Source organism: Micromonospora sp. NPDC004540 (assembly GCF_040610095.1).
Lineage (GTDB): Bacteria > Actinomycetota > Actinomycetes > Mycobacteriales > Micromonosporaceae > Micromonospora.
Genome location: NZ_JBEXLR010000072.1, coordinates 12,471 through 32,356 on the forward strand (window position 1 = coordinate 12,471; position 19,886 = coordinate 32,356).

Sequence of the window (19,886 nt, forward strand, 5' to 3'; positions counted from 1 at the left end):
GCCGTAACGTCAGCGCCGTCGCTCAAGGTGGGGTGACCAGCGAGAACGACGGGAGTTCCGATGACGTACGCGATCCGCGCGGAGGGTCTGGTGCGCCGCTTCGGCGCCACCACCGCGCTGGCCGGGGTGGACCTGGCCGTCCCCACCGGGACGGTGTTCGGGCTGCTCGGGCCGAACGGGGCGGGCAAGACCACCGCGGTCCGGGTGCTGGCCACCCTGCTCGCCGCCGACGAGGGGCACGCCACCGTCGGCGGCTACGACGTCCGCCGCGACGCCCACCGGGTGCGGCAGCTGATCGGTCTCACCGGCCAGTACGCCTCGGTCGACGAGAACCTCACCGGCACCGAGAACCTGCTGCTCATCGGCCGGCTGCTCGGGCTGTCCCGGGCCGACGCCCGGGCACGGGCCCGGGGGCTGCTGGCCGACTTCCAGCTCACCGACGCGGGCGAGCGGGCCGCCAAGACCTACTCCGGCGGCATGCGCCGCCGGCTCGACCTGGCCGCCAGCCTGGTCGGCCGCCCGCAGGTGCTCTTCCTCGACGAGCCGACCACCGGGCTCGACCCGCGCAGCCGCAACGAGCTGTGGGACATTGTCCGCACCCTGGTCGCCGACGGGGTGACGGTGCTGCTCACCACCCAGTACCTGGAGGAGGCCGACCAGCTCGCCGGCGAGATCGCGGTGGTCGACCACGGCCGGGTGATCGCCCAGGGCACCCCGGAGGAACTGAAGGCGAAGGTGGGCGGGCAGGTGCTCGCCGTCCGGCCGGTGGACCCGGCCGACCTGGCCACGGTGCTCGCCGTCACCGGCGAGGTGGCCCGGGCCACCCCGGAGGTGGCCAACCAGACCGTCACCGTCGGCGTCAGCGACCCGGAGGTGCTGCCCGCGGTGGTCCGCCGCCTCGACGACGCCGGCGTACGCGTGGCCGAGCTGGCCCTGCGCGGCTCCAGCCTCGACGAGGTCTTCCTCTCCCTCACCGGCCACCGGGCCGAGGAGGCCACCCCCACCCTGGAAGGGAGCCCGGCATGACCACGCTCACCGCCACCGCGTCCCCGGTCGCGCCGACCCGCCGGCCGGGGCTCCTCGCCGGCCTGCGACACACCCTCACCCTGGCCTGGCGCAGCCTGGTGCAGATCAAGCACAACCCGATGGAGCTGCTCGACCTGAGCGTCCAGCCGGTCATGTTCGTACTGCTGTTCACGTACGTCTTCGGCACGGCGATCTCCGGCTCGCCGAGCGACTACCTGAGGTTCGCGCTGCCCGGAATCATCGTGCAGACCGCCCTCTTCGCCACCATGACCACCGGGTTCGGCCTCAACCAGGACCTCACCAAGGGCGTCTTCGACCGGCTCCGCGCCCTGCCGGTGGCCAGGTGGGCGCCGCTGGCCGGCCGGATCGTCGCCGACACGGTCAAGCAGGCCTGGTCCCTGGCGCTGCTGCTCGGGGTCGGCATGATCCTCGGGTTCCGGCTCGGCAACGGCGTGGCCGGGCTGCTCGGCGCGCTGGTCCTGCTGCTCGTCTTCTCGCTGGCCGCCTCGTGGATCTCGGTGCTGGTCGGGGTGCTGGTCAGCGAGCCGGACAAGGTGCAGATCTTCGGCTTCACGGTGATCTTCCCGCTGACCTTCACCAGCAACGTCTTCGTGCCGACCGACCAGATGCCGAGCTGGTTGCAGCACTGGGTGGAGGTCAACCCGGTGACGATCCTGGCCGACGCGCTGCGCGGGCTGCTGGTCGGCGGGCCGGTGGCCGGTCCGGTCGGGCAGTCGCTGCTCTGGGCCGCCGGGATCCTGCTGGTGTTCGCCCCGCTGTCGGTGCGGGCGCTCAGCCGTCGAGTGTGACCCGGACCGCCTCCGCGGCGGTCTCCCACCGGTAGCCCAGCCCGCCCGCGTACGCCTCGGCGAAGCCCGCCTCGCCGAGCGCGTCGCGGGCGGCCGCCTCCACCCGGGGGCGGTCCAGCACCGCGTGGTCGGGGCCGCCCCGGATCCCGGTCGCCGCCCCGAGCAGCCGGGCGGCGGCGGCCGGGCGGTCGAGCCGCAGCGCCAGGTCGGCGTAGCCGACCAGCACCGCCGCGACCACCGGGGCGTCCTGCGAGCCGATCGCCAGCTTCAGGGCCTGGTCGTGCAGGCTCCGGGCGGAGGCCAGGTCGCCGTCGGCGGCGTCCAGCACGGCCAGCGTGGAAGCGTTGAGCGCCCGCCACTGCGGGGCGATCGAACGGTCGCCGAGCAGCCGGGCGCCCTCCGTGAGGCAGGCCCGCGCCCCGGCCCGGTCGCCCTCCGCGCGCAGCAGCTCCGCCTTGCCGTACGCGAGCGCCGCCCGGGTCTCGTCCGACCCGGAAACCTCGGCCTCGCGCACCGCCCGGTCCAGCTCCGCCCACGCCCGGTCCCGGTCGCCGCGCCGCCACAGGTTGTGCGCCAGCCGCAGCCGCATCTCCGGCACGTCCTCGCGGACGCCCAGCTCCTCGAAGTAGGTCAGCGCCTCCTCGTGGTGCGCGGTGGCCTGCGCCGCCTCGCCCCGCCGGTCCAGCAGGTCGGCCAGCGAGGTGAGGCTGAAGGACATGCCCCAGCGGTCGCCGACGGTCCGGTAGTGCGCCAGCCCAGCGCGCAGATCCGCCTCCGCGTCGCAGTCCGGCAGGCCGCCGTTGAGTTGGGCGTGCGCCCGGATCAGCCGGGCGATCCCGGCGACCCACGGATCCGGGTCGTCGAACACGGCCACCATGGCGGCCATGGCCGGCGGCTGGAAGTTCGTGGTGAACGCCGCCGCGATCGGCCCGGCCAGGCGCAGCAGCGGGTGCTCGTGCTCGCGCCCCCGGGCCAGCTCCGCGGCGCGGTCCAGCCGCTCGCGGCTGACGGCGACGTCGCCGGCGTGGGTGGCGGCCAGGTTCAGCGCGGCGGTGGCGAGGGCGACCGCGGTGGCGGCGGGCGGCGCGTCGGCCACCCCGGGCAGCGCGAGCACCTGGTCGGCCAGCTCGGCGCCCTCGGCGCGCTGGCCGGTCAGCCACCAGTACCAGCCGAGCGCCGCGGCGTACCGGACGGCGGTCGGGGCGTCGCCGGCCGCGATCGCGTGGCGCAGCCCGGCGTGCAGGTTGTCCTGGTCGGCCGACAGCCGGCGCAGCCAGTCCAGCTGGGCCGCGCCGCGCAGCTCCGGCTCGGCCACCTCGGCCAGGGCCAGGTACTCGGCGGCGTGCGCCCGCCGGACCCGGTCCGCCTCGCCCGCCTCGGCCAGCCGGTCCAGGCCGTACTCCCGGATGGTCTCCAGCATCCGGTAGCGCGGCTCGCCCGTGCCGCCCGCCACCACCAGCGACTTGTCCACCAGCGCGGAGATCGTGTCGAAGACGTCCGGCTCGGCGCAGACCCGCTCGGCCGCCTCCAGGGTGGCGCCGCCGGCGAAGACGGCCAGCCGCCGCCACAGCGCCCGCTCCCCGTCGTCCAGCAGGTCCCAGCTCCAGTCGACCACCGCGCGCAGCGTCTGGTGCCGGGGCAGCGCGGTCCGGCTGCCGCCGGTGAGCAGCCGGAACCGGTCGTCCAGCCGGGTGTCCACCTGCGCCGCGGTCATCGCCCGCAGCCGGGCGGCGGCCAGCTCGATGGCCAGCGGCATGCCGTCCAGCGCGCGGCAGATGCGCACCACCGGGCCGACCGTGGCCGCGTCCACCGCGAAGTCCGGCCGGACCGCGCCGGCCCGGTCGGCGAAGAGCCGCACCGCCGGGTACGCCAGCGCGGTCGCCGGGTCCGCGCCGGCCGGGGGCAGGGCCAGCGACTCCACCGGCCGCAGCGCCTCCCCGGTGATGCCCAGCGGCTCCCGGCTGGTGGCCAGCACCCGCAGCCCGGGGCAGGCGGTGAGCAGCCGTTCGGTGAGACCCGCCGCCGCATCGAGCAGGTGCTCGCAGTTGTCGAGCAGCAGCAGGACGGCCCGCCCGGCGAGCGCGTCGACCAGCCGCCCGACCGGGTCGGCCGGCTCGGCGCCGCCCCGGCCGGCGCGAGCCAGCAGCGCCTGCTCGCGCAGGCCGAGCGCGGCGAGCACGGCCTGCGGCACCTCGGCCGGGTCGGTGACCGGGGCGAGCGGCACCAGCCACACCCCGTCCGGGAAGCGGCCCGCCATCGCCCGCGCCGACTCGACCGCCAGCCGGGTCTTGCCGGCTCCGCCCGGGCCGGTGAGGGTGGCCAGCCGGAACCGGTCGAGCAACCCGGCGACCCGGGCCACCTCCTCCTCGCGCCCGACGAAGCTGGTCAGCGTGGCGGGCAGGTTCCCGCGGGCGGGGCGATCCGGTGCGGCGGGGGCGCGGTGATCGGCGCGGCCGGGGGCGGCCGCCGGCTCGCCGCGCAGGATCTCCAGGTGCAGGGCGGCCAGCTCGGGGCCGGGATCGGTGCCGAGGGTGTCGGCGAGGGTGGCGCGCAGCCGCTCGTACTCGGCCAGCGCCTCGGCCGGGCGGCCGGCGCGGTGCAGCGCCCGGATCAGCAGCCCGGTCAGCCGCTCCCGCAGCGGATGGGCGGCGACCAGCTCGCGCAGCTGCGGCAGCAGGGTCTCCGGGTCCGCCCGGTCCAGCCGCGCCGCCACCAGGTCCTCGGTGGCGGCGAGCCGCAGCTCGGTGAGGCGGGCCACCGGCGCCCGGGCGAAGTCGGCGTCGGCAACGTCGGCCAGGGCCGGGCCGCGCCAGAGGGCCAGCGCCTCGGCCAGCCGCCGGCAGCCCTCGGCCGGGTCGCCGGCGAGCCGGGACCGGCCGGCCCGGACGGCGGCCTCGAACCGGTGCACGTCCACGTCGTCCGGGGCGACGGCGAGCCGGTAACCGCCGGGCTGCGCCTCGACGGGCAACCCGGCCCGGCGCAGCCGCGAGACGAGGGCCTGGAGCGCATTGGCGGCCGCGGCCGGTGGCTCGCCCGCCCAGAGCGCGTCGGTCAGCCGGCCAACGGTGACCGTCCGGCCCGGCTCCAGGGCCAGCAGGATCAGCAGCCGGCGCAGCCGGGCGCCGCCCACCTCCACCGGCGTGCCGGTGTCGGCGTGCAGCTCCAGGGGGCCGAGCAGGCTGATCCGCACGGCGTCGATTGTGCCCGGCCGGCGCCGGCCGGCGGCGCTCAGACCTCCGGCCGGTCCCGGTCGTCCTGCCCGCGGCGCAGCTCCTCCTCACGCCGGCGCAGGTCCTCCTCCCAGCGGCGGAGGCGTTCCTGGTCCTCGGCGCGGGAGCGCTCGGCCAGCGAGGAGAGGAACTCGGGGTCGTCGTCCGGCGCGACCTGCCGAGGGCGGTGCTGCTCGGAGAAGCCGTTCCCCATCGGCCACGCGGTCCGCGGCCGCCGGGTGCCCCCCTCGCGGCCGGCGACGAACCAGGCGATCGAGCCGACCAGCGGGAAGAACAGGATGATCAGCACCCAGGCGACCCGGGGCAGCGCCCGGATCTCACCCTCCTCGGCGGAGAGGCAGCTGATCAGCGCGCAGACGGCGAGCACGATCTGGGCCAGGAAGAGCAGCCCGTAGAGGCGAACCATGCCGGACATCATGGCCCACCGGGGACGGTCAGCGCAGCCCGCCCACCACGTGCAGCACGCCGAGCAGCGCCAGCCCGGCCGCGGCCAGCGCGGTGAACGGGATCGACCAGCGCTGTGGACCCCGCGGCCCCGCGCCGGTGGCCCGGCGCCAGTCGACCACCAGGACGCCCAGCCAGGTGGCCACCGCCAGCCCGGCCAGCAGCGCGTCGAACACGCGGCCGGTGAACGCCAGCCGGAGTTCCAGCAGCAGGATCGCGGTGACCGCGAGCAGCGTCCGCCGCCAGGCCAGCCGGGTGCGTTCCGGTTGCAGACCCGGGTCCCGGCTCACCCGAGGCCCCGGGCCAGCACGGCGGCCACCAGCAGCAGCGCCCCGAGTGCCACCACCAGGGCCAGGACTGCCGGGAAGCGGGACGCGGGCAGCTCCTCGCCCAGCCGGATGGCCCGCTCGGTGCGGGCCCAGTGGTCCACCGCCCGGATCGCCACCGTGCCGCCGAGCAGCAGCAGCGCGACGGCGATGACCTCGCGCAGGTGGGCCAGCGGGAGCCGGGGGAGGAACTGCGCGGCGGCCAGCCCGCCGGCGATCAGCGCCAGCCCGGTGCGCAGCCAGGCCAGGAAGGTCCGCTCGTTGGCCAGCGAGAAGCGGTAGTCCGGCGTGCTGCCGACCGACCGCAGCTCGCGCGGGTCGAACCAGCGCCTGATCGCCTCCCACACACCGTCGATTATCCGCTTTGCCCGGTGCCTAGCCTGAAGGGATGACCGATCTTGACGCGCGGAGCCTGCGCGACGCCTACGACACCCAGATCCGCCCGGAGATCCCGGACCCGCTGCCGGCAGGGGTGACCGTCGACCGGGACGGCCCGCTGGTCCGGATCCTCGGCCTGGACCACCGTGGCTTCATCACGTACCGGACGCTGGACGGGTTGGCCGGCGCCGAGCTGGACGCGCTGATCGCCCGGCAGGTCGAGTTCTTCCGCGCCCGGGGCGAGGGGGCCGAGTGGAAGCTCAACGGGCACGACGAGCCGGCCGACCTGGGCGACCGGCTGCGCGCCGCCGGGTTCGCGCCGGAGGACCTGGAGACCGTCGTGGTCGGCCCGGTCGCGGCCCTGGCCGCCGCCGTCCCGGTGCCGCCCGAGGGGGTACGCCTGCGCGAGGTCACCAGCCGGGAGGACCTGGAACGGATCGCCGCCATGGAGGAGGCGGTCTGGAATGAGGACCGGAGCCACCTGGTGACCGGGCTGGCCAAGGAGATCGAGGCGGACCCGCAGTCGATCACGATCGTGGTGGCCGAGGCGGGGGACACCGTGGTCAGCGCCGGTTGGGTGCGCTACCTGCGGGGCACCGGCTTCGCCACGCTCTGGGGCGGTTCGACCCTGCCGGAGTGGCGGCGCAAGGGCGTCTACCGGGCGCTGGTGGCGTACCGGGCGCGGCTGGCCGAGCAGCGCGGCAAGACCCTGGTGCAGGTGGACTGCTCGCCGGACAGCCGGCCGATCCTGGAGCGGCTCGGGCTCGTTGCGGTCACCACGACCACCCCGTACGTCTACACTCCGTGATCATGGAGCGGTTGACGGCGGACGAGCAGCTCACCCTCAAGACCGGCGCCTTCGGGGCCGTCTTCCTGGTCTCCAACGCCGTGCCCGGGATGCTGGGCATGGTGCGGGAGAGCATCGCCGCGTCCGGGGCGCTGGGCGACGCCAGCGGCGTGGTCAAGGAGGCGCTCACCACCGGCCCGCTGCCGCAACTGCCCCGGGACTCGGCCCTGGAGGTCGAGGCGACCGTGCTGCCGGCGCTGGGCCGGGCGGTGGAGATCCTCCGGGTCAAGTCGCCGGGGGACGTCGAGGCGTACCGGTCGGTGGTGCTGGCCGCCGCCGACCGGGTGGCGCAGGCCCACCGCGGTGTGACGCCCGCCGAGGCGGCGGTCATCGACAAGATCAGGCATGCGCTGGCCGAGCCCGCCTGACCGGCTCGGCCGACCAGAGCGCCCGCACGCTGGCCCGGACGCAGCGGTCGCGGACCCGGCCGCAGGCGCACCGGTAGGTGTCCGGGAGCATCCGGCGGCAGGCCCGGCGGGTGGTCCGCGGGCCGTCCGCCGCCTCCCACGCCTCCGCCGAAACCCGCTTTTCCGACATATCCGGCACCTCCCTATTTCGGGAGCTTACCCGGCGCGACCGGCCCCGGTGAGCTGTGTCACTCTGAGGCTCCGGGGAGCAGAAGCTACTTGCGGGTAACATTGCGCCGTGGGCAACTGCACAGCCGCGCGCGGTTGACCGAACGTTAAGTCACGCGCGAGGCTGCGCCCGAGACCGGGCGAGTGATCGCTACACCAAACAGGAGGGTCGTCGAAGCGCGATGAACATCGTCGTACTCGTCAAGCAGGTGCCCGATTCGGGCGCGGACCGCAACCTGCGTCCTGACGACAACACCGTCGACCGCGGTTCGGCGAACAACGTCATCAACGAGATGGACGAGTACGCCATCGAGGAGGCGTTGAAGATCAAGGAGGCGCACGGCGGCGAGGTCACCATCCTGACCATGGGTCCGGACCGGGCGACCGAGTCGATCCGCAAGGCGCTCTCCATGGGGCCGGACAAGGCCGTGCACGTGGTGGACGACGCCCTGCACGGGTCCTGCGCCGTGGCCACCTCGAAGGTGCTCGCCGCCGCCCTGGGGCAGCTCAACGCCGACCTGGTGATCTGCGGCGCCGAGTCGACCGACGGCCGGGTCCAGGTCATGCCCCACATGATCGCCGAGCGGCTGGGCGTGGCCGCCCTGACCGGCGCGCGCAAGCTCACCGTCGACGGCGGCACCCTCACCGTCGAGCGGCAGACCGAGGAGGGCTACGAGGTGGTCACCGCCTCCACCCCGGCCGTCGTCTCCGTCTGGGACACCATCAACGAGCCGCGCTACCCGTCCTTCAAGGGCATCATGGCCGCCAAGAAGAAGCCGGTGCAGACGCTCTCCCTGGGTGACCTCGGCGTCGCCCCGGCCGAGGTGGGCTTCGACGGCGCCACCAGCGCCGTGCTCGAGCACACCAAGCGCCCGCCGCGCTCCGGCGGCGAGAAGATCACCGACGAGGGCGAGGGCGGCGTCAAGCTGGTCGAGTTCCTCGCCACCGAGAAGTTCGTGTGAGAGGTCTGGACATGTCTGAGGTTCTCGTCGTCGTCGAAGCCACCAAGGAATTCGGCGTCAAGAAGGTCACCCTGGAGATGCTCACCCTCGCCCGCGAGCTGGGCACCCCGAGCGCGGTCGTGCTCGGTGGCGCCGGCGCCGCCGAGGCGCTGAGCGCCAAGCTGGGCGAGTACGGCGCGGAGAAGATCTACGCCGCAGAGGGCGAGGAGATCGACGGCTACCTGGTGGCTCCGAAGGCCACCGTGCTGGCCGAGCTGGTCCGGCGGGTGCAGCCGGCCGCCGTGCTGCTCGCCTCCTCGCAGGAGGGCAAGGAGATCGCCGCCCGCCTGGCCGTCAAGCTGGACAACGGCATCCTGACCGACGTGGTGGCCCTCGCCGCCGACGGCACCGCCACCCAGGTCGCCTTCGCCGGCTCCACCATCGTCAAGTCCAAGGTCACCAAGGGCCTGCCGCTGGTCACCGTCCGGCCCAACTCGCTCAACCCGGCCCCGGCCGCGGCCACCCCGGCCGTCGAGCAGCTCACCGTGTCGGTCTCCGACGCGGACAAGCTGGCCAAGGTCGTCGAGCGGGTCGCCGAGCAGAAGGGCTCGCGCCCGGAGCTCACCGAGGCGTCGGTCGTCGTCTCCGGCGGTCGCGGCGTCGGCAACGCCGACAACTTCAAGCTGGTCGAGGAGCTGGCCGACCTGCTCGGCGGCGCCGTCGGGGCGTCCCGCGCGGCCGTCGACTCCGGCTTCTACCCGCACCAGTTCCAGGTGGGCCAGACCGGTAAGACGGTCTCCCCGCAGCTCTACGTCGCGCTGGGCATCTCCGGGGCGATCCAGCACCGGGCGGGCATGCAGACCTCGAAGACCATCGTCGCCGTGAACAAGGACGGCGAGGCCCCGATCTTCGAGCTGGCCGACTTCGGCGTGGTCGGCGACCTGTTCAAGGTCGTCCCGCAGGCCGCCGAGGAGATCCGCAAGCGCAAGTGACCCCGTCACGACGCGAGCCGCCGTCCGGTGATCCGGGCGGCGGCTCGCGTGTGTTGCGGCCCTTCCGTGCGGTGGAAGGGAGCTGATCGGCGGGCCGGGGAGCTGAGCCGGCCCGCCGATCAGCCCGTCAGGGCGCCACTCGGCGGACCGTCGCCGGAGTGGGCGGGCTTGTGGTCGAACTGTTCCACGCCTTGCTCAGCGTACCCAAGGAGAACATCCGCATCGTCCGGGGATCGGCCAGACCTTGTAGTACCCCGGAACACCCGCGAGATTCGCCAGGTGCGGACGCGACCGGTGGGGTGCGGTGGTGGTCCAGGTGCCGCCCCCTGGTGCGTCCGATGTGGCTCTCCCCCCTCGCCCTGCCGGGACGGGCGGTCCGGCATCCGGCGGCACGTCCCTCGGCCGTTAGGCTGAACGGTGATGGCATACCTGGATCATGCGGCGACGACCCCGATGCTCGACGAGGCACTGGAGGCGTACGTCGCCACGGCCCGCGAGGTGGGCAACGCGTCGTCGCTGCACGCGGCGGGCCGGCGCGCCCGGCGGCGGGTGGAGGAGTCCCGTGAGCGGGTGGCCGCCGTGCTCGGTGCCCGCCCGTCCGAGGTGATCTTCACCGGGGGCGGCACGGAGAGCGACAACCTCGCCGTGAAGGGCATCTTCTGGGCCCGCCGCGCCACCCGCGCCGAGCGGATCCGGGTGGTCTCTAGCGCCGTCGAGCACCACGCCGTGCTGGACGCGGTGGACTGGCTGGCCGGGCACGAGGGCGCCGAGGTCGGCTGGCTGCCGGTCGACGCCGCGGGCCGGCTCGACCCGGAACGGCTCCGCGCCGACCTGGCCGCGCACGGCGACCGGGTGGCGCTGGTCACCGCCATGTGGGCCAACAACGAGGTGGGCACCGTGCAGCCGGTGGCCGAGCTGGCCGCGGTGGCCGCCGAGCACGGGGTGCCGTTCCACACCGACGCGATCCAGGCGGTCGGCCAGGTACCGGTCGACTTCGCCGCCAGCGGCGCCGCCGCGCTCACCGTCACCGGTCACAAGCTCGGCGGCCCGACCGGGGTCGGCGCGCTGCTGCTGGCCCGCGACGTCGCTGCCACCCCGCTGCTGCACGGCGGCGGCCAGGAGCGCGACGTCCGCTCCGGCACCCTGGACACCGCGGGCATCGTCGCCTTCGCGGTCGCCGTCGAGGCCGCGGTGAAGGGCCAGCAGGAGTACGCGGCCCGGGTCGCCGCGCTCCGCGACGACCTGGTCGAGCGGGTCCGGCAGGCGGTCCCCGAGGTGGTCTTCAACGGCGACCCGACCGATCGGCTCCCCGGCAACGCGCACTTCTCCTTCCCGGGCTGCGAGGGGGACGCGCTGCTGCTGCTCCTCGATGCCCAGGGCATTGCCTGCTCGACCGGCTCGGCCTGCTCGGCCGGGGTGGCCCAGCCCTCGCACGTGCTGCTGGCCATGGGCGCCGACGACGACCGGGCCCGCTCGTCGCTGCGCTTCACCCTCGGCCACACCAGCACCAAGGCGGAGGTCGACGCCCTGATCGCCGCGCTGCCGGCCGCCGTGGAGCGGGCCCGCCGCGCGGCCGCCCTCCGCACCCCCCGCTGACCCGGATACCCTCGGTGATGACGAGGGGAGTGAACTGGTGAGGGTTCTGGCGGCGATGTCGGGCGGGGTGGACTCCGCCGTGGCGGCGGCCCGCGCGGTGGAGGCCGGGCACGACGTGACCGGCGTGCACCTGGCGCTGGCCCGCAACCCGCAGACCTATCGCACCGGCGCCCGGGGCTGCTGCACCCTGGAGGACTCCCGGGATGCCCGCCGCGCCGCCGACGTGCTCGGCATCCCGTTCTACGTCTGGGACATGGCCGAACGGTTCCACGAGGACGTGGTGGACGACTTCGTGGCCGAGTACGCGGCCGGCCGTACCCCGAACCCGTGCCTGCGCTGCAACGAGAAGATCAAGTTCGCCGCGGTGCTGGACCGGGCCGTGGCCCTGGGCTTCGACGCGGTGGTCACCGGCCACCACGCCCGGCTCGGCGCGGACGGCCTGCTGCGCCGCAGCGTCGACGCGGCCAAGGACCAGTCCTACGTCCTCGCCGTGCTCACCCGGGCGCAGCTCGACCGGTCGATCTTCCCGCTCGGCGACTCGACCAAGGCCGAGGTGCGCGCGGAGGCCGCCCGGCGCGGGCTCGCCGTGGCCGACAAGCCGGACTCGCACGACATCTGCTTCATCGCCGACGGCGACACCCGGGGCTTCCTGTCCCAGCGGCTCGGCGAGGCCCCCGGCGAGGTGGTGGACGCGCTCACCGGTGCGGTGGTCGGCAGCCACACGGGCGCCTACCAGTACACCGTCGGGCAGCGGCGCGGCCTGCACCTGGACCGGCCCGCCGCGGACGGCCGCCCACGCTACGTGCTCTCCATCACCCCGAAGACCAACACCGTCACCGTCGGCCCGGCCGAGGCGCTGGAGGTCGCCGAGGTGCGGGCCACCCGCCCGGTCTGGACCGGTGGGGCGCGCCCGGACGGGCCGATCGAGTGCGAGGTGCAGCTCCGGGCGCACGGCGACGTGGTGCCGGCGACGGTGTCGCTGGACGCCGCGGGGCTGCACGCCGACCTGCGCCGCCCGGTCCGCGGGGTGGCCGCCGGCCAGGCGATCGTGGCCTACCGCCCGGACCCGGCCGGCGACGTCGTGCTCGGCTCCGCCACCATCACCGGCTGAGCCCTCGCGGAGATCCCTCCGTGCGGTGCGCGGGGTGGTGGATAGGCTGCGGCGGTGAGTGAGACGACCTGGCCGTGGGGTGCGGGCGCGGCGACCGGGATCGGGTCGTTGCCCGGCACCGACGTCGCCGAGGCGCAGCGCGTCGTGCTCGGCGAGCTGCCCGCCCTGCCGCACCTGCCGGAGCTGCCCGCGCGGGGCCCCGGCGCGGACCTGATCGGCCGCACCGGCGGCCTCCTCGTCGAGCTGCCGGTCGAGCTGTACGCGGCCCGCTGGCGGATCGCCCCGCGCCCCGGCAAGGACCTGCGCCGCGCCCGCGACCTGATGGAACGCGACCTCGACCAGCTCGCCGAGCAGGCCGAGGAGTACGCCGGCCCGGTAAAGGTCCAGGCCGCCGGCCCGTTCACCCTGGCCGCCTCGCTGGAGCTGCCGATCGGCGGCCGGCTGCTGCGCGACCCCGGGGCGGTCCGGGACCTCGCCGGCTCGCTCGGCGAGGGGCTGCGCGGACACGTCGCGGCGGTGGCCCGGCGGCTGCCGCGCGCCGCGGTGCTGCTCCAGCTCGACGAGCCGTCGCTGCCCGCGGTGCTGGCCGGCCGGGTGCCCACCGAGAGCGGCTTCGGCACCTACCGGGCGGTCGAGTCCGAGGTGGCCCGCGCGCTGCTGGGCGGCGTGATCGAGGCGGCCGGTGTGCCCACCGTGGTGCACTGCTGCGCGCCGGAGGTGCCGCTGGAGCTGATCCGCACCGCCGGGGCCGTCGGCGTCGCCCTCGACCTGGACCTGGTCACCGACCTGGACCCGCTCGGTGAGGCGATCGACGCCGGGCTCGGGCTGCTGGCCGGCGCCGCGCCCGCGCTGCCGCCGCCGGCCGGTCGCGCGCCGACCTCGGCCCAGGTCGCCGACCGGGTACGCCGGGTCTGGGACCAGCTCGGCTTCCCCCGCCGCCAACTCGCCGAGCAGGTGGTGGTCACCCCCGCCTGCGGCCTGGCCGGGGCCACCCCGGCGTATGTGCGGGCGGTCCTCGCCGCCTGCCGGGACGCCGGCCGCCGGCTCGCCGAGGAATAGGTTTCCTGTCGCACCCCGGGGGCAGGATGACCGGCATGATTGGACAGCTGCGTTCCGTGGTGATCGACTGCCCCGATCCGCGTGCGCTGGCCGGCTTCTACGCGGAGCTGCTCGGCCTTCCGCTGATCGAGGACAACTCCGACGGTGACGAGTGGGTGGTGCTCGGCGGCCGGCCGGGCCACCAGCCGCGTCTCGCCTTCCAGAAGGCGCTCAACCTGCGTGCCCCCGACTGGCCCGACCCGGAGCGGCCGCAGCAGTTCCACCTCGACGTGACGGTCGACGACATCGAGGCCGCGGAGAAGGCGGCGCTGGCGCTCGGCGCGCGCCGGCTGCCCGGCGAGGGCGAGGGCTTCCGGGTCTACGCCGACCCGGCCGGGCACCCGTTCTGCCTCTGCTGGGACTGACCGGGCGGGGCTTGCGCGGGCGGGGCATGATCAGCACCGTGATCGACTCCGCCCCGCGCCGCGCCTCCGGCTCGCTCTTCGGCCTCGCCTACGGCGACGCCCTGGGCAAGCCCACCGAGTTCCTCACCGTCGCCGAGATCGTCCGCCGCTACGGTCCGGCCGGCCCCCGGGAGCTGACCGGCGACCCGGCGCTGGTCACCGACGACACCCAGATGGCGCTCGCGGTGGCCTGGGCGCTGCACGACGCGCCGGTCTTCACGGCGGAGGCGGTGGAACCGTTGCTGCGGCGGCGGTTCCTCGACTGGGCGGTCAGCCCGGAGAACAACCGCGCCCCCGGGATGACCTGCCTGCGCGCCTGCGCCGAGCTGGACCGGGGCACCCGCTGGCAGGACGCGACGGTCGCCGGCTCGAAGGGCTGCGGGGCCAACATGCGGGTCACCCCGGTCGGGCTGCTCGAGGTCGACCTCGACACGCTGGCCGGGCTGGCCCAGCTCCAGGCCGGCCTGACCCACGGCCACCCGACCGGCCTGGCGGCCAGCGAGCTGACCGCGTACGCGGTCCGGCTGCTGCGCGACGGCGCCGCGCTGCCCGACCTGCCGGTGCTGCTCACCGAGCGCGCCCACGCGCAGCGCACGGTCTACCGGGACGACTGGCTCGGCGACCTGTGGCAGCGCCCGGGCGAGTCGACGCCGGCGGAGTTCATCGCCCGGGGCTGGGACGAGTGCCTGCGCGTGCTCGGCCGGCTCGACGCGGCGCTGGCCCGCCCCGACGACGGCGGCGACCCGTGCCGGCTCACCGGCGAGGGCTGGATCGCCGAGGAGGCGCTGGCCACGGCGCTGCTCTGCGCGCTGCGGCACCCCGACGACCCGGTCGGCGCGCTGGCCCGGGGCGCCACCACGGCCGGCGACTCGGACTCGATCGCCGCCCTGGCCGGCGCGTTCGTCGGCGCCGCGCACGGCATGGCGGCCTGGCCGGCCGAGTGGTCCGCCCGCATCGAGTACGCCGACCAGCTCACTGCCCTCGCCACCCCGCTCGACCGATCCGCCGCCCGCTGATCGGTCGGCGCCCTGAACGCCGCCCGGAGGCGCCGGTCGCGTTCGGCGCCCTGAACGCCGCCGGGGGCGCAGGTCAGGCGGTCAGGTGCGGGAGGCGGCGGATGCCGCGCCAGAGGTCGGGGTCGCAGGCGCCGGCCCGGTCCTCGAAGGCGGTGCGGGGCACCGGGATGGGCTCGCTGATGTCCAGGAAGCTGTCGTGGTCGGCGTCCGGGTCCCAGCTCCGGGTGGGGATCGGCAGGTGGTCGTCCCGGCCCGACTTGTCCTGGCTGGTGATCTTCAGGACCTCCGCGTCCCGGCCGTCGACCCGCAGCACCAGGCAGGGGCGCACCTTCGAGCCGGTCCCGTCGGCGTAGGGCACATCGGCCCACCAGATCTCGCCGGGCCGGGGCGTCTCCGCCGGGCCCCGCCCGGCGTTCCGCGGCCGCGGCGCCCCGCCGGTACGCCCCCGCGCCGGCTCCCCGTCGGGTCGACCGCCGGGTCGGGAGCCGCGGCGCCCCGGCCGCGTGCCGCTGTCGGGGCGGGCTGCCGTCCCGGTGCGGCCGTCCGCCGCGCCCGGCCGCCCGTCCCGGCGCCCCGCGCGCCGACCCGCGTCCGTGGACCGATCCGCGGCCCGGCGTCGCCACTCACCCCACAGCCACCCGGCCGCGACACAGCCCACGATCACCGCCGCCCACAGCAGCCCGTCGCGCATCCGCACCCCGCCTCTCGCCCGTCCCGGCCCACACCGCCCGGCGATCGTCCCACGCCGACCACCCCACCGCCCGGCACCGCGACCCGGACCCGACCCCGGGCCCGGCCCCGGGCTCCGCCCCGGCCCGGAGCCGCCCGGTGATCATGAGGTTGACGGGGTGGAATGTCCGCTTCGCTGCCGCCAACCTCATGATCGCCGGGAACGGATCGGTGGGGTGGGGGCGGTTGTCAGGCCCGACCGCTACGGTGCGGGGGTAGCACGATCACGGGAGGTCGACAGCGGTGTCCGAAGGCGGCAGGGTGTCCGAAGAAGCGATTCCCCAGGCGGTCAGCCCCGCGCAGGAGGCGGCGGCCGGCGCCGAGCCGACCCCGGAGGCGCGGGAGCGGCACGCCACGCTGAGCCAGGAGCTCACCGAGCACCAGTACCGCTACTACGTGCTGGACGCCCCGACCATCTCCGACGCCGAGTTCGACAAGCAGTTGCGCGAGCTGGAGGCGCTGGAGGCGGAATACCCGGCCCTGCGCACCCCCGACTCGCCGACCCAGCGCGTCGGCGGCACCTTCTCCACCGACTTCACCCCGGTCACCCACGCCGAGCGGATGCTCTCGCTCGACAACGCCTTCGCCGACGAGGAGCTGGCCGCCTGGGCCGAGCGGGTCGAGCGGGACGCCGGTGGCACGGTGCCCTACCTCTGCGAGCTCAAGGTCGACGGCCTGGCCATCAACCTGACCTACGAGAAGGGGCGGCTGGTCCGGGCCGCCACCCGGGGCGACGGGCGCACCGGTGAGGACGTCACCGCCAACGTGCGCAGCATCCGGGACGTGCCGTCCCGGCTCACCCCGTCCGACGACTTCCCCGACGTGCCGGAGTTCCTCGAGGTGCGCGGCGAGATCTACTTCCCGGTGGCCGGCTTCGCAGACCTCAACGCCGGCCTGGTCGAGCAGGGCAAGGCGCCGTTCGCCAACCCGCGCAACGCGGCCGCCGGCAGCCTGCGCCAGAAGGACCCGCGGGTCACCGCCTCCCGCCCGCTGCGCCTGGTGGTGCACGGCATCGGCGCCCGCCGGGGCTTCCAGCCCGCCGCGCAGTCCGAGTCCTACGCGGCGCTCCAGGCGTGGGGGCTGCCCACCAGTGACCGGTGGCGGGTGGTGCCCGACCTGGCCGGCGTCGCGGAATACATCGCCTACTACGGCAAGCACCGGCACGACGTCGAGCACGAGATCGACGGCGTCGTGGTCAAGGTCGACCCGGTCTCCATCCAGGGGCGGCTCGGCTCGACCAGCCGCGCGCCGCGCTGGGCCATCGCCTTCAAGTACCCGCCGGAGGAGGTGACCACCAAGCTGCTCGACATCGACGTCGAGGTCGGGCGGACCGGCCGGGTGACGCCACGGGCCCTGCTCCAGCCGGTCAAGGTGGCCGGCTCCACCGTCGCGTACGCCACCCTGCACAACGCTCAGGAGGTGGAGCGCAAGGGGGTGCTGATCGGCGACACGGTGGTGCTGCGCAAGGCCGGCGACGTCATCCCCGAGGTGCTCGGCCCGGTGGTCGACCTGCGGCCCGCCGACGCCCGCCCGTTCGTCATGCCCACCACGTGCCCGGCCTGCGGCACCCCGCTCGCGCGGGCCAAGGAGGCCGACGTCGACATCCGCTGCCCCAACGGGCTTGCCTGCCCGGGCCAGATCCGCGAACGGGTCTTCTATCTGGCCAGCCGCAAGGTGCTCGACATCGAGGCGCTCGGCATGAAGAGCGCGGCCGCGTTGCTGGACGGGCAGATCATCACCAACGAGGGCGACCTGTTCCAGCTGGACGCCGAGCAGCTCGCCCGCTCGCCGTTCTTCGTCAACAAGGACGGCACGCTGGGCAGCAACGCCATCAAGCTGCTCGACAACCTGGCCGTGGCCAAGGAGCGGGAGCTGTGGCGGGTGCTGGTGGCGCTCTCCATCCGGCACGTCGGCCCGACCGCGGCCCAGGCGCTGGCCCGGCACTTCCGCTCGATCGAGGCGATCGAGGCGGCGAGCGAGGAGGAGCTGTCCTCGGTGGACGGCGTCGGCCCGACCATCGCGGCCAGCATCAAGGAGTGGTTCGCCGTCGACTGGCACCGCGAGGTGGTGCGCAAGTGGGCCGAGGCCGGCGTGCGGATGGCCGAGGAGGCCGGCGAGGAGGGGCCGCGCCCGCTCGAAGGGGTGACCGTGGTGGTCACCGGCACGCTGGCCGGGTTCAGCCGCGACCAGGCGTCCGAGGCGATCCAGAGCCGGGGCGGCAAGGTCACCGGCTCGGTCTCCAAGAAGACCGGCTTCGTGGTGGTCGGCGACAACCCCGGGTCCAAGGCCGACAAGGCGGCCGGCCTCAAGCTGCCGATCCTCGACGAGGCGGGCTTCCGGGTGCTGCTGGAGTCCGGCCCCGACGCGGCCCGGGAGGTGGCCCGCATCGAGGGCTGACCCGGTCCTCGCGGCGGCGCCTGCCGCGCATTCCAACTTAATTACGACTGCGACCGATTCGTGACTGTCGTGTCGGGGAATTCGGCACCGAGGGCGTTTCATTGGCGTACGGCGTGTGACGGCGCGCGCCAGGGGCCGATCCCGGGAGGTGCGATGGAGACCGGCGACCCGCGAAACTCCGTCCCGCCTGGGCGGACCGGGCCGTTCTTCGGCTTCGTCGGCGTGGTCGGCGTCCTGGCCCTGCTCGTCTCGGCCGCGCCGCTGGCCGCGCTCCCCGACGAGCTGCCCCACCTGCCGGCCGCCTTCTGGACCATGGCGGCGCTCGCCGTCGCCTGCGACGCCCGCCCCTTCGTGCCGCCCGGTCGACGGCAGACCTCGGCGGTCTTCCCGTCCACCTGCTTCACCTTCGCCATCCTGCTCGGCTGGGGGCTCGGGCCGGCCGTCGCCGTGCAGGCCGTGGCGGTGGCCGTCTCCGGCTGGCGGCTCGGCTACGCCGGCTGGCGCACCGCCTTCAACGGCGCCCAGTACGCCTGCGCGCTGGCCGCCGCGTACGCGGTCACCCGGCTCGGCCCGGGCGAGCTCTTCGACGGCGGCCGGCTGCACTGGACCGACGTGGCGGCGGTGGGCGGCGCCACGGCGGCCTGGTTCGTGGTCAACTACGGCCTGGTCAGCTCCGCGATCCGGCTGCGGTTCGGCGACCGCTGGTGGCCCAGCATCCGGCTCGGCCTGGCCTACGAGCTGCTCTCCACCGGCTCGCTGCTGCTGCTCGCCCCGGTGCTGGTGGCTGCCGCCCGGGCCAGCGCCGCGCTGATCCCGCTGGTGCTGGTCCCGCTGTTCGCGGTCTACCGGATGGCCCGGCTCTCCGCCGAGCGGGAACAACTCGCCGACCTCGACCCGCTGACCGGGCTGCCCAACCGCAAGGCCCTGCTCACCGAGGTGGCCGAGCAGGTGCACCTGCACGCCGAGCGGGCCGCCCGCGGCGAGCCGGACGCCCACCTGGCCCTGCTGCTGCTCGACCTCGACCGGTTCAAGCACGTCAACGACGCGCTCGGGCACGCGGTGGGGGACCGGCTGCTGGTCGAGGTGAGCGCCCGGCTGATCGAGGTGGTCGGTGAGGAGGACCTGGTGGCGCGGCTCGGCGGCGACGAGTTCGCCATCGTCGTACCGCGGCTCACCGGCACCGACCAGGCCCGCGAGCGGGCCGGCCGGGTGGTCGCCGCGCTCGCCGAGCCGGTGCCGCTGGACGGCCTGCCGCTGGACGTGGGCGGCTCGATCGGCATCGCCCTCTATCCCGAGCACGGTGAGGACTTCGCCACCCTGATGCGCCACGCCGACGTGGCCATGTACGACGCGAAGCACCGCAACGACACCGTCGCCGTCTACGCGCCGGAGTCCGACCACAACTCCGCCGAGCGGCTCAGCCTCCTGGCCGACCTGCGCCGCGTGCTGGAGTCCGGGCCGCCGGCCCCGGCCGAGGAGCCGACCGGCGTACGCGGCGGCGACGGCGCGGCCCTCGATCCGGCGCCCGGCCTGCCCGCCCCGGCGGCGCGGCCGGCCCCCGCCGACGCCCTGCCCCGCAACGGCGGGCGGGCCGGCGGGACGCGAACCGGCGACGGGTCCACCGACAACGCCGGCCCGGCGCATCCGACGCCGCGCCGCGCCCTGGAGCGGTCGGGGCGGTGGCGGCTGCGGCGGCGCGAGCGGGTCGAGGTGCGGCACGACGACGAGCTGATCAACCGGATCGTCACCGGCGCCGACCCGATCCGCCGCCGGGCCGCGCGCCCGGCCACCGCCGAGAACCCGGCCACCGCGCCCGGCGACGGGGAGCGGCTCACCCCGGCCCTCGGTGGTGCGGCCGTGACCGTACCTGTGGAGCAGCCCGAGGCGGCACCCCACGGCCGGCCCGCTGCGGCGCCCGGCGGCCCGGCCGGGACCGGGTCCGCCGACCGCCCGGAGCGCGGTGGTGC

The 19,886-nt window shown here is 75.5% G+C and carries 18 protein-coding genes; 13 read left to right on the forward strand and 5 right to left on the reverse strand.

Annotation, left to right across the window (positions count from 1 at the left end; all coding sequences use genetic code 11):
* Nucleotides 1-60 precede the first annotated feature (60 nt).
* Both ABZV78_RS22065 and ABZV78_RS22070 read left to right on the forward strand, forming a co-directional pair.
* Nucleotides 61-1,026 (forward strand): ATP-binding cassette domain-containing protein, encoded by a 966-nt coding sequence (locus ABZV78_RS22065; protein ID WP_355641278.1) that lies wholly within the window; start codon nt 61-63, stop codon nt 1,024-1,026.
* Complete coding sequence (locus ABZV78_RS22070) at nt 1,023-1,835, forward strand: ABC transporter permease (RefSeq protein ID WP_355641280.1); 813 nt, start codon at nt 1,023-1,025, stop codon at nt 1,833-1,835. Before ABZV78_RS22065 ends, ABZV78_RS22070 begins: the two co-directional genes overlap by 4 nt.
* Here ABZV78_RS22070 and ABZV78_RS22075 read toward each other — a convergent pair.
* Genes ABZV78_RS22075 through ABZV78_RS22090 form a run of 4 tightly spaced genes read right to left on the reverse strand, consistent with a single transcriptional unit; the run spans nt 1,819 to nt 6,182 of the window.
* Complete coding sequence (locus ABZV78_RS22075) at nt 1,819-5,025, reverse strand: BTAD domain-containing putative transcriptional regulator (protein ID WP_355641282.1); 3,207 nt, start codon at nt 5,023-5,025, stop codon at nt 1,819-1,821. The two genes, ABZV78_RS22070 and ABZV78_RS22075, sit on opposite strands and share 17 nt — an antisense overlap.
* A 38-nt stretch (nt 5,026-5,063) precedes the next feature.
* Nucleotides 5,064-5,471, reverse strand: a complete 408-nt coding sequence (locus ABZV78_RS22080) for a PLD nuclease N-terminal domain-containing protein (protein WP_355641283.1) — start codon at nt 5,469-5,471, stop codon at nt 5,064-5,066.
* Between the two features lie 28 nt (nt 5,472-5,499).
* Nucleotides 5,500-5,799, reverse strand: a complete 300-nt coding sequence (locus ABZV78_RS22085) for a DUF202 domain-containing protein (RefSeq protein ID WP_355641285.1) — start codon at nt 5,797-5,799, stop codon at nt 5,500-5,502.
* Nucleotides 5,796-6,182 (reverse strand): DUF202 domain-containing protein, encoded by a 387-nt coding sequence (locus tag ABZV78_RS22090; protein ID WP_355641287.1) that lies wholly within the window; start codon nt 6,180-6,182, stop codon nt 5,796-5,798. Before ABZV78_RS22090 ends, ABZV78_RS22085 begins: the two co-directional genes overlap by 4 nt.
* Nucleotides 6,183-6,223: 41 nt before the next feature.
* Here ABZV78_RS22090 and ABZV78_RS22095 point away from each other — a divergent pair, with 41 nt between their 5' ends.
* The 9 genes from ABZV78_RS22095 (at nt 6,224) to ABZV78_RS22135 (ending at nt 14,793) form a co-directional block, all read left to right on the forward strand.
* Nucleotides 6,224-7,021 (forward strand): GNAT family N-acetyltransferase, encoded by a 798-nt coding sequence (locus ABZV78_RS22095; protein WP_355641289.1) that lies wholly within the window; start codon nt 6,224-6,226, stop codon nt 7,019-7,021.
* Nucleotides 7,022-7,023: 2 nt separating this feature from the next.
* Complete coding sequence (locus ABZV78_RS22100; protein ID WP_355641291.1) at nt 7,024-7,428, forward strand: hypothetical protein; 405 nt, start codon at nt 7,024-7,026, stop codon at nt 7,426-7,428.
* 389 nt (nt 7,429-7,817) lie between these two features.
* On the forward strand, nt 7,818-8,597 hold the full coding sequence (locus tag ABZV78_RS22105; RefSeq protein WP_355641292.1) for an electron transfer flavoprotein subunit beta/FixA family protein: 780 nt from the start codon (nt 7,818-7,820) through the stop codon (nt 8,595-8,597).
* 11 nt (nt 8,598-8,608) lie between these two features.
* Nucleotides 8,609-9,568: an electron transfer flavoprotein subunit alpha/FixB family protein gene (locus ABZV78_RS22110; protein WP_355641294.1), complete on the forward strand. Its 960-nt coding sequence runs from the start codon at nt 8,609-8,611 to the stop codon at nt 9,566-9,568.
* A 420-nt stretch (nt 9,569-9,988) separates the two neighbouring features.
* Nucleotides 9,989-11,164 (forward strand): cysteine desulfurase family protein, encoded by a 1,176-nt coding sequence (locus ABZV78_RS22115; protein WP_355641296.1) that lies wholly within the window; start codon nt 9,989-9,991, stop codon nt 11,162-11,164.
* 37 nt (nt 11,165-11,201) lie between these two features.
* Nucleotides 11,202-12,275, forward strand: coding sequence for a tRNA 2-thiouridine(34) synthase MnmA (gene mnmA, locus ABZV78_RS22120; protein ID WP_355641298.1), 1,074 nt, complete (start codon nt 11,202-11,204; stop codon nt 12,273-12,275).
* Between the two features lie 54 nt (nt 12,276-12,329).
* On the forward strand, nt 12,330-13,334 hold the full coding sequence (locus tag ABZV78_RS22125; protein ID WP_355641300.1) for a methionine synthase: 1,005 nt from the start codon (nt 12,330-12,332) through the stop codon (nt 13,332-13,334).
* A 35-nt stretch (nt 13,335-13,369) separates the two neighbouring features.
* Nucleotides 13,370-13,738 carry a VOC family protein gene (locus ABZV78_RS22130; RefSeq protein ID WP_355641302.1) on the forward strand — a complete coding sequence of 123 codons (369 nt, stop codon included), beginning with the start codon at nt 13,370-13,372 and terminating at the stop codon, nt 13,736-13,738.
* Between the two features lie 26 nt (nt 13,739-13,764).
* Nucleotides 13,765-14,793: an ADP-ribosylglycohydrolase family protein gene (locus ABZV78_RS22135; protein WP_355641304.1), complete on the forward strand. Its 1,029-nt coding sequence runs from the start codon at nt 13,765-13,767 to the stop codon at nt 14,791-14,793.
* Between the two features lie 73 nt (nt 14,794-14,866).
* Here the strand turns inward: ABZV78_RS22135 and ABZV78_RS22140 are convergent, their stop codons facing one another.
* Nucleotides 14,867-15,484, reverse strand: coding sequence for a type II toxin-antitoxin system PemK/MazF family toxin (locus ABZV78_RS22140; protein WP_355641306.1), 618 nt, complete (start codon nt 15,482-15,484; stop codon nt 14,867-14,869).
* A gap of 299 nt (nt 15,485-15,783) precedes the next feature.
* Between ABZV78_RS22140 and ligA the strand changes: the two genes are divergently transcribed.
* Both ligA and ABZV78_RS22150 read left to right on the forward strand, forming a co-directional pair.
* Nucleotides 15,784-17,919 carry an NAD-dependent DNA ligase LigA gene (gene ligA, locus ABZV78_RS22145; RefSeq protein WP_355641308.1) on the forward strand — a complete coding sequence of 712 codons (2,136 nt, stop codon included), beginning with the start codon at nt 15,784-15,786 and terminating at the stop codon, nt 17,917-17,919.
* 153 nt (nt 17,920-18,072) lie between these two features.
* A partial coding sequence (locus ABZV78_RS22150) for a diguanylate cyclase (protein ID WP_355641310.1) occupies nt 18,073-19,886 on the forward strand: 1,814 nt, incomplete at its 3' end.